We start from the raw sequence: 9334 nt of genomic DNA, 5'->3' as shown, positions 1-9334 counted from the left end.
ACGCCGCCATCTGGCACAACTGGCAGGTAGGCGCCCCCACCAAACGATCACTCACCGCCTACGACCACTAACCAAATTTCACATCAACGATCTAGGGCCCGCGAAGGCCCCGGATCCGCGGCGGACCCGAGGCCTCCCCGCGGCGGTCAGTGCCGCTTGGCGACGGTGAGGAGGACGGCCGAGTCCTCGATCGCCTCCAGCCGGTGCCGGGCGGGAGGGACCACGATCAGGTCCCCGGTCCGGCCCTCCCACACGTCGTCGCCGGCCACCAGGCGCACACGGCCCCGCAGTACGTGCACGGTCGCCTCTCCGGGGTTCTCGTGCTCGGAGAGCTCCCGCCCCCTCGCCAGGGCGATGACGGTCTGCCGGAGCACCTGCTCGTGACCGCCGAACACGGTCGTGGCGCTGCGTCCGGAGGAATCGGCCACGGCCTTCTCCAGGTGCTCACGGGCCAGCGCGTCCAGTGACATTTTTCGCATGACACCGACTTTCCCAAGAATCACACGAAGAAAAGGCGAAGCCCGGGTCGCAGCGGGGAAGCAGGGTGCGTTGCTCTACTGAACTCACCCCTCTACGGTGAGGGCATGACCCAGAAAGCGCCCCGCTACGCCGACGGCCCGGTGGTCGAGGTGGACGTGCTGATCGCCGCGCCGCCCTCGACCGTCTGGAGGTTCGTCTCCGACATCGGCCTGCCCGCCCGGTTCAGCTCGGAGTTCACGGGGGCCGAGTGGGCCGAGCCGGACGCGGCGCCGGGCGTCGGGTCGAGGTTCACCGGGCACAGCGAGCACGCCGCGATCGGCACGTGGCAGACGACGTGCACGCTCGTCGAGTACGAGGAGCCGAAGGCGTTCGCGTACGTCGTGGCGGGCCTGGACGGGCCGGAGCCGCCCTCCTGCACCTGGCGGTTCACACTCGAGCCCGAGGCGGGCGGCACCCGCCTGCGGCAGTGGGCGCGGATGGGGCCCGGCAGGTCCGGGCTGAGCTTCGCCATCGAGGCGATGCCCGACAAGGAGCAGCGGATCGTGGCGCGGCGGCTGCGGGAGTTCCGCGAGAACATGACGGCCACGGTGAACGGCATCAGGGATCTCGCGGAGGAGGCGGCCCGATGAAGGTGGGCATCTTCCCGGGGTTCTTCGACGTGTCCGACACCGCCTACGTGCAGGAGGCCGAGCGCCTCGGCGCGGCCTCGGTCTGGACGGCGGAGGCCTGGGGGCACGACGCGCTCACGCCCCTGGCCTACCTGGCGGCCCGCACGTCCACGATCAGGCTGGGCACGGCGATCGCGCAGATCGGCGCGCGCAGCCCGGCGATGCTGGCCATGTCGGCGATGTCGCTCCAGGCGCTGTCGGGCGGCCGGTTCCTGCTGGGGCTGGGCGTCAGCGGGCCGCAGGTGATGGAGGGCTGGCACGGCGTCCGGTTCGCGGCGCCTGTGGCGGCGACCCGCGAGACCATCGAGATCGTGCGCAAGGTCGCCGCGGGAGAACGGCTCGACCACGACGGGAGCGTCTACCGCCTGCCGCTGCCCGGCGGCCAGGGCCGTGCACTGCGTTCCCTGGCGCCTCCGGTGAGCGTCCCGGCGTACGTGGCGGCGATGGGCCCGCGCAATCTCGCCCTGACCGGTGAGCTCGCGGACGGGTGGATCGGCAACGCGTTCATGCCCGAGGAGGCCGCCGCGTTCCTCGGGCCGCTGCGCGAGGGCGCCGAGCGCTCGGGCCGCGCTCTCACCGATCTCGATCTGGCGATCCCGGTCGCGGTGGAGTTCACCGACGACGTCGAGGAGGCCGGACGGCGGCACGCGGGCGGCTACGCGTTCACCATCGGCGCGATGGGGTCGCGCAGGCGCAACTTCTACAACGACGCGTTCGCCCGGCAGGGCTTCGGCGACGCCGTCGGCGAGGTGCGGCGGCTGTGGCTGGCGGGCGACCGCGAGGCCGCGGCCGCCGCCGTGCCGCTGGAGATCGGGCTGCGCACCAACCTGCTCGGCACCGAGGAGAAGATCGCCGAACGGCTCCGGCTGCACCGCGCGGCCGGGACCACGACGCTGCTCGCCAAGCTGGACGGCCCGCCCGAGCGGCGGCTGGCGACCCTCGGCCGGCTCCTGGACGTCGTCGCGAAGGTGAACGCCGAGCCCGCCCCGGCTTCCCTCACCTGACCCGGCACGTGGACCCGGCCGCCGGAGCGGCCGGGTCCGCGTGCGAGCACTGTCAGGCCGGCGGAAGCCCGACCAGGGCGGCCAGCGTGGCCCGGTGCCGGTCGGCGGTGCCGAGCGCGATCGAGAGGCTCTTGGCCCGCTTCAGGTAGAGATGCGCGGGGTGCTCCCAGGTGAAGCCGATCCCGCCGTGCATCTGCACGCACTCCTCGGCGGCCCGCACCGCGACGGCCGAGCAGTGCGCCTGGGCGACGGCCACCGCGATGTCGGTGTCGGTGTCACCGGCCGCGACGCAGGCGGCGGCGTACCGCGCGACCGCGCGCGCCTGCGTGATCGACGTCCAGAGGTCGGCCAGGCGGTGCTTGAGCCCCTGGTACGACCCGACCGGACGGCCGAACTGGTAGCGCGTCTTCAGGTACTCGACCGTGATCTCCAGGCACTTCTCGGCGAGGCCGAGCTGCTCGGAGGCGAGCATCGCCGCCCCGACGGTGAGGGCGTGGCGCTCGGCCGCGTCGCCCGGCGCCACCAGCCGGGCGGGCGCGCCGGACAGCTCGACGTCGCAGAGCCTGCGGGTCATGTCGAGCGAGGTCACCGGCGTGCGGGTCACGTCCGCCGCGTCCACCGCGTACAGGCCGTCCTGCGCCGGGACCAGCAGCACGTCGGCGGCCAGGCCGTCGGCGACGCTGGTCACCCGGCCGGTCAGCCGGCCGTCCTCCGCGTGGACGGCCTCGCGCAGCACGACGCCGGGAGAGGTGCTGAAGGACACCGCCAGCACGGCGGTCCGGTCGCCCGCCGCCAGCCCGGCCAGCAGTTCCTCCTCCCCCGCCGCGAGCAGCGCCGCGGTGGCCAGCACGGCGCTGCCCAGGAACGGCACCGGCGCGACGGCACGGCCGAGCTCCTCCATGGTCACCGCGGTCTCGCGCCAGGTGGCGCCGGCACCGCCCTGCGCCTCGGGGACCGGCAGGCCGGCGCAGCCGAGCTCGGCCGCGACCGCGCGCCAGAGCGCGGCGTCGTACGGCTCGTCGCGTTCGGTCCCGGCGAGCACGTCCGGCCAGGCGCACTTGTCGTCGAGCAGGCCGCGCACGCCCGCGCGCAGGTCGTTCTCGATCTCGCTGTACAGCAGGTCGCTCACTTGGGCAGGTCCTTCCACGCCACGTCCTTGTCGACCCGGATCTCACCCGGCAGGCCGAGCACCCGCTCGGCGACGATGTTGCGCAGGATCTCCGAGGTGCCGCCCTCGATGGAGTTGCCCTTGGCCCGCAGGTAGCGGTAGCCGGGCGAGCGGCGGGTGAAGTCCACCTCGCTGGGACGGCGCATCGTCCAGTCGTCGTAGCGCAGACCCTCCTCGCCGAGCAGTTCGAGCTCGAGGCCGGAGACCTCCTGGTTGAGCTTGGCGAACGCCAGCTTGCCCGCCGAGCCCTCCGGGCCGGGCTGGCCGGCGGTGAGCTGCTGCCGCAGCCGTTCGCCGGTGAGCCGCGCGGCCTCGGTCTCGACCCAGGCGCGCATGAGCGAGTCGTGCAGCCCGGCGGTGCGCAATTCAGGCCGGTCACGCCACAACCTGGCGACGACGCCGATCATGCCGCTCTCGCGCGGCAGGGCCTGGCCGCCGATGGCCACCCGCTCGTTCATCAGGGTGGTGGTGGAGACCTGCCAGCCCTGCCCGACCTCGCCGAGCCGGTGCTCGTCGGGGATCACGACGTCGGTCAGGAAGACCTCGTTGAACTCGGCCTCGCCGGTGATCTGCCGCAGCGGCCGGACCTCGACGCCGGGCGCGGTCATGTCGCAGACGAAGTAGGTCATGCCCTTGTGCTTGGGCAGGTCGGGGTCGGTGCGGGTGACCAGGATCGCCCAGCGCGCCTCGTGCGCCATGGACGTCCAGACCTTCTGCCCGTTGACGATCCAGCGGTCGCCGTCGCGGACCGCGCGGGTGCCGAGGGCGGCCAGGTCGGAGCCGGCGCCGGGCTCGCTGAAGAGCTGGCACCAGACCTCCTCGCCGGTCCACAGCGGGCGCAGGAACGTGCCGCGCTGCTCCTCGGTGCCGAACGTCAGGATCGTGGGCGCGGCCATGCCCAGGCCGATGCCGTTGCGCTCGGGGTTGTTGCGCGGCGCCTTGGCCCGCGCGAACCGCTCGTCCACAGCGCGCTGCAGCGCACGGGGCGCGCCCAGGCCGCCGTGTCCCTCCGGGTAGTGCACCCAGGCGAGGCCCGCGTCGTAGCGGGCCCGCAGGAACTCCAGCGGCTCGGTGGTCGCCGGATCGTGCCCGGACAGGAACTCCTCGACCCGCCTGCGCAGGTCGTCGGCGTCGGGTGGGGGTGTGCTCACGGAAGGGACCTCCATACCAACCGGTCGGTATGGCCACCCTAGGAAGCCCGGGTGGGCCCGTCAACAGCCAGAGATCATGAAGCCAGCCGCTCGGGGAGATCGGCCCGGTGGACGACCGTCAGGCTGCTGACGGCCCGGGTGAGGACGACGTACAGCCGCGCCAGCCCGCGTTCCTCGGCCGCGACGATGCCGGCGGGCTCGGCGACGATCACGTGGTCGTACTCCAGGCCCTTGGCCAGGGTCGCCGGAACGACCAGGAGCCGCTGGTCTCCGGTGGCCTCCGGCCCCAGCACGGCGTGGTCGAGCCCGGCCCGGGCCAGCGCCGCGGCGTACGCCGGAACGGCGTCGTCGGCGACGATCACGCCGATCGAGCCCTCGCGTTCCAGCGCCGTCCGGGCCGCGCCGGCCACGCCCGCGGCCAGGTCCGGGACGGCCCGCAGGGTCAGCGAGCCGGCCCCGGCGCGCAGCGACCGCGGCGCGGCGAGCCCGGGCGCCACCTGCGGCAGCAGCCGGGCCGCGAAGTCGAGCACCGCGCCCGGGACGCGGAAGCCGAGGGTGAGCTCGGTGACCTCGCCCTCCTCCTGCCCCAGATGCCGCAGCACGTCCTCCCACGAGCGCGCCGACCAGGCCGTGGTGCCCTGGGCGAGGTCGCCGAGGACGGTGGCCGACCCGGTGGCGCAGCGGCGGCCCAGCGCGCGGAGCTGCATCTCCGACAGGTCCTGGGCCTCGTCCACCACCAGGTGACCGAGGGACGGCGTGCGTTCGATGAGGCCGTTGAGCTCGTCCAGCAGCGCCCGGTCGGCCGTGGTCCAGCGCGCCGACCGGTGCGAGCGGGCGGGCTTGGCCCAGCGGATCGCGGCCTGCTCCTCGTCGCTCAGCACTCCCCTGGCGGCGGCCCTGAGCACGTCCGCGTCCGACAGCAGCCCGTAGAGCACCTGCTCGGCGGTCACCTTGGGCCAGACCGCGTCGAGGAGCTCCTTGACCGGCTTGGACCGGGCGACCTGGTCCTGCACGCGGTCGTCCGGCGCCTCGCCGCGTTCCTCCATGCGGACGAGGATCTGGTGGGCCAGCCGCTGGGCGAACGCGGCGCGGCCGTTGCCGTACCGCATCGTCCCGCGCAGGGCCGCGGCGATCTGGCGGACCTCGTGGTCGGCGAGCCGGAACCGGCTGGCGCCGCGCGTGACGACCAGGCCCTCCTCGGGCTTGCGCAGGTGGCGCCAGAGGGCCTTGCGCAGCACGTCCGCCATCCGCGCCTCGCCCTTGATCGCGGCCGCCCCGGCGGGTTCGTCCGCCGCCGGCTCGCCGAGGAGGTCGTCGATGGTGGCCTGGTCGACCTGGATCTCGCCGAGCGCCGGGAGCACCGCCGAGATGTAGGCCAGGAACGCGCGGTTGGGCCCGACGATCAGCACGCCCGAGCGGGCGAGCCGCTCGCGGTGGGTGAACAGCAGGTAGGCCGCCCGGTGCAGGCCGACGGCCGTCTTGCCGGTGCCCGGCGCGCCCTGCACGCAGACGGTCCGGAGCAGGTCGGCGCGGACGATCACGTCCTGCTCGGGCTGGATGGTGGCCACGATGTCGCGCATCGGCCCGGTGCGCGGGCGTTCGATCTCCTCGGTCAGGATGGCCGAGGGGCCCAGGGACCGGCCGTCCAGCGGCTCGTCCTCGAACGCCGTCAGCTCGCCGCCGTGGAAGCCGAACCGGCGCCGCCGGGCCCACCCCATCGGGTCCGCCGGGCCCGCCTGGTAGAAGCCGCGCGAGACCGGCGCACGCCAGTCCAGGACCAGCGGGCGCCCCTCGTCGCCGTCGTGGACGTGCCGCCGCCCCACGTACATCGTGGCCGGCAGCTCGTCGGACGCGGCCTCGCCGTCGTGGTCCATCCGCCCGAAGAACAGCGGGGTGCCGGGATGGTCGGCGAGCGCGGCGACGCGCAGTTCGAGCTGCGCCTCCAGGATCTGCTTGGACACCCAGTCGGCGGCGACGTCGGCGGACAGGGACTCGGTGTGCTCGCGCATGCGGCGCAGCGCCGCGCGCGACTCGGCCAGGTGCGCGCGTTCGTCGGCGAGGACCTGGTCGGTGGTCGTCTCGGCCTGGTCGGTCGTGGGCATGCGTGCAGACCTCCGGCGGCGTGAGGGGGAACCGGCCAGACTACCCCACCCGCGCGGCCGGGAATCGTTCTAAAGATCCAGCGCCGGTCCCGGCCGGGCCGTGACGAGCCGGAAGGGCTGGGACCGGCGCACTCGTCCCACCTGGCACGACCTCTCTCCGGCCGCATCCGGCCAGGGCGGTTTTTCAGCTTTTAGAGCCGCCGATTCAGGGTTTGGCCGCGGACCCGGTCCCGCGTCTTGCCCCGCCGGCCTCCCCGGCGCAGTCTTCAAGACCCCGGCGTCCTGGGACCGCCCGCACGCGCACACCCATTCCGGTGCGCGTGCGGGCCCGGTCGGCGGCCGCGCCCGTACGCGCGCGGCCCGGCGCCGTAAGGCTTCCCGGCCTCCGCCGTAAGGCTTCCCGGCCGTCCGGCGGAACGGTACCTTCGTGATCATTCCGGCCCGTTCGCGCCGCCTGGAGGCTCCCGATGGCCCCGCCAGCCCGTTCCGTGTCGCGCACCGCCCCACCCGGACCCCCCGGCGTCCCGGACGCCGCGTCGTTCGACGCCGCTCTCCGCGCGGCCATCCGCGCCCGCGGGCTGAGCCTGGAACGGCTGCACGCGCGGCTCGCCGGACGCGGCATCCGGGTGAGCCTGGCCAGCCTCAGCAACTGGCAGCGCGGGCGGTGCCGGCCCGAGCGGTCCAACTCCCTGCACGCCGTGCGCGCCCTGGAGGAGATCCTCGGCGTCCCGGCGGAGTCGCTGGTCTCCCTGCTCGGCCCGCCGCGCCCGCGCGGGCGCTGGGTCCGGCACGTGCCGGGGGCGCTCCCCTACCGCGACATCTGCGAAGTGCACGGCAGCGTCGACCGGCTGCTCGGCCAGATCGAGAACCGCGACGACGGCCGGCTGGAATGGGTCAGCTGCCACGAGCGGTTCACGGTGGGCCCCGGCCGCGAGGAGCGCACCGTGCGGACCCGCCTGGTGCTGCGGGCGCGCGCCGGCGGCGTCGACCGGCACGTGGCCCTGCACCACAACCAGGAGGGCGTGCTCCCCGGCCTGCAACGCGTCGCGTACTGCCGGCCCGGCCGGGTGCGCACCGACCCCGACGAGGGCGTGACGGCGGCGGAGCTGCTGTTCGAGCGCCCGCTGGAGCGCGGCGAGACCTACGTCGTCGAGTACGAGTTCGGCTACTCCGAGGGCGGGCCGCCGTCGGACTCCTACAGCCGGTGGTTCCGGTTCCCCGCGCACGAGTACCTGCTCCAGGTGCACTTCGATCCGGCCGCGCTGCCCGCGCGGTGCCACCGCTACCGGCAGCCGAACGTGTCGACCCCGCCGGCCGACGTCGCCGAGCTGCGGCTCACCGGCCGGCACATGGCGCACATCGCCGAGCAGAACGTGAAGCCGGGCGTGCACGGCATCCGGTGGGAGTGGGACTGACCGGGCCGGAGCGCGTCAGGGGAGCCGGGGCAGCGGCCGGGCGTGGAGCCACGCCCCAAGGAGCGGCCCGGTCCGGGCGGCGTCTCCCCCGTCTCCCCCGTCCCCCGCGTACCGCGCGGCGAGCGCCACGAACTCCGCCGTCGTGACCGTGCCGTGCCGGTGCTCGGCGGTCCACTCGCGCAGCATGGGGAAGAACCGGCCGTCGCCGATCGTGCGGCGCAGCGCGTGCAGCGTGAGCGCGCCGCGCTTGTAGACGCGGTCGTCGAAGATGCGGCGCGGGCCGGGGTCGGCGAGCACGAGGTCCTGCGGCTGGGCGGCGAGGCGGCCGTGCCAGCGCAGCGCGTGCTCGTCGGCGGGCTCGCCGCCCGACGCCTCCGACCAGAGCCATTCGGCGTAGCTGGCGAAGCCCTCGTGCAGCCAGATGTCGCTCCAGCGGGCGAGCGTCAGGCTGTTGCCGAACCACTGGTGCGCCAGCTCGTGCGCCACCAGCCGTTCGGCCCCGCGCCGCCCGTCGACGTGGTTGACCCCGAAGATCGACATGCCCTGCGCCTCGACCGGGATCTCCAGCTCGTCGTCGGCGACCACGACGGTGTAGGCGCCGAACGGGTAGGGCCCGAACCGTTCCTCGAACACCTCGATCATCTCGGGCTGCCGGCCGAAGTCGTGCCGGACCCGGCCGACGGCCGCGCTCGGGTAGATCAGGTGCTGCGGGATCCGGCCGTGCACCAGGGTGCTCTGGTAGCGGCCGATCTGCACGCTGGCGAGGTAGGGCGCCATCGGCTCGTCCTGCTCGTACACCCAGGTCGTGGTGGCCCCGGAGCGGGTCCGGCCGGCCTCCCTGCCGGTGGCGGCCACGTGGTAGGCCGACGCGGTGGTCACCGCGATCCGGAACGAGGCCTTGTGGTCGGCGCGGTCGTTGCAGGGGAACCACGACGGCGCGCCGATGGGCTGCCCGGCGACGAGCGCGCCGTCGGTGAGCTGCTCCCAGCCGAGCCCGCCCCACGGGCTGGAGATCGGCCGCGGGTTGCCGGCGTAGCGCACCTCGACGCCGAACGCCTGGCCGAGGCCGATCGCCTGGGGCGGGGTGACGTGCAGCTTGTCGCGCCGCTGCCGGAAACGCGCCGGGTCGCCGTCGACCAGCACCCGGTTGACCCGGAACGGTCCAAGGTCCAGATCGAACCGCACCAGCGGCGCCGTGGCCACCGCCGACAGCCGCGCCGTGGCGGTCATCCGGTTGGGCCCGACCTTGTAGTCGAGGGCGAGGTCGTAGTGCGCGATCCGGTAGCCGCCGGCGCCGTGCCCCGGGAAGTAGGAGCACCGCCCGTCGTCCGGCTCGCTCATGCTGT

At 74.3% G+C, this 9334-nt stretch carries 8 protein-coding genes; 3 read left to right on the top strand and 5 right to left on the bottom strand.

The features are described 5' to 3' along the window. Positions 1 to 146: 146 nt before the first annotated feature. Positions 147 to 479 (bottom strand): cupin domain-containing protein, encoded by a 333-nt coding sequence (locus ABZ810_RS34390; RefSeq protein WP_358410378.1) that lies wholly within the window; start codon positions 477 to 479, stop codon positions 147 to 149. Between the two features lie 105 nt (positions 480 to 584). Here ABZ810_RS34390 and ABZ810_RS34385 point away from each other — a divergent pair, with 105 nt between their 5' ends. Together ABZ810_RS34385 and ABZ810_RS34380 are read left to right on the top strand one after the other, a co-directional pair. After that, positions 585 to 1109 (top strand): SRPBCC family protein, encoded by a 525-nt coding sequence (locus tag ABZ810_RS34385; RefSeq protein ID WP_358410376.1) that lies wholly within the window; start codon positions 585 to 587, stop codon positions 1107 to 1109. Then, positions 1106 to 2152 carry an LLM class flavin-dependent oxidoreductase gene (locus ABZ810_RS34380; protein ID WP_358410374.1) on the top strand — a complete coding sequence of 349 codons (1047 nt, stop codon included), beginning with the start codon at positions 1106 to 1108 and terminating at the stop codon, positions 2150 to 2152. Before ABZ810_RS34385 ends, ABZ810_RS34380 begins: the two co-directional genes overlap by 4 nt. Before the next feature lie 52 nt (positions 2153 to 2204). On the opposite strand, the gene ABZ810_RS34375 is transcribed toward ABZ810_RS34380, so the two are convergent. Genes ABZ810_RS34375 through ABZ810_RS34365 form a run of 3 tightly spaced genes read right to left on the bottom strand, consistent with a single transcriptional unit; the run spans position 2205 to position 6573 of the window. Continuing rightward, positions 2205 to 3281, bottom strand: coding sequence for an acyl-CoA dehydrogenase family protein (locus ABZ810_RS34375; RefSeq protein ID WP_358410372.1), 1077 nt, complete (start codon positions 3279 to 3281; stop codon positions 2205 to 2207). Next, positions 3278 to 4486, bottom strand: a complete 1209-nt coding sequence (locus tag ABZ810_RS34370) for an acyl-CoA dehydrogenase family protein (protein ID WP_358410370.1) — start codon at positions 4484 to 4486, stop codon at positions 3278 to 3280. The genes ABZ810_RS34375 and ABZ810_RS34370 overlap by 4 nt, the downstream gene beginning before the upstream one ends. Before the next feature lie 59 nt (positions 4487 to 4545). Next, positions 4546 to 6573 carry an AAA family ATPase gene (locus ABZ810_RS34365; RefSeq protein WP_358410368.1) on the bottom strand — a complete coding sequence of 676 codons (2028 nt, stop codon included), beginning with the start codon at positions 6571 to 6573 and terminating at the stop codon, positions 4546 to 4548. A gap of 467 nt (positions 6574 to 7040) precedes the next feature. On the opposite strand from ABZ810_RS34365, the gene ABZ810_RS34360 reads away from it, so the two are divergent. Continuing rightward, entirely contained in the window at positions 7041 to 7988 is a 948-nt protein-coding gene (locus ABZ810_RS34360; protein WP_358410366.1) for a helix-turn-helix transcriptional regulator, read from the top strand. 15 nt (positions 7989 to 8003) lie between these two features. Here ABZ810_RS34360 and ABZ810_RS34355 read toward each other — a convergent pair whose 3' ends face one another. Then, complete coding sequence (locus ABZ810_RS34355) at positions 8004 to 9329, bottom strand: M1 family metallopeptidase (protein WP_358410391.1); 1326 nt, start codon at positions 9327 to 9329, stop codon at positions 8004 to 8006. Between the last annotated feature and the right edge of the window lie 5 nt (positions 9330 to 9334).

It is taken from the genome of Spirillospora sp. NPDC047279, assembly GCF_040643285.1.
Taxonomy (GTDB): domain Bacteria; phylum Actinomycetota; class Actinomycetes; order Streptosporangiales; family Streptosporangiaceae; genus Spirillospora.
This window is presented reverse-complemented; position numbering and strand designations above follow the sequence as displayed.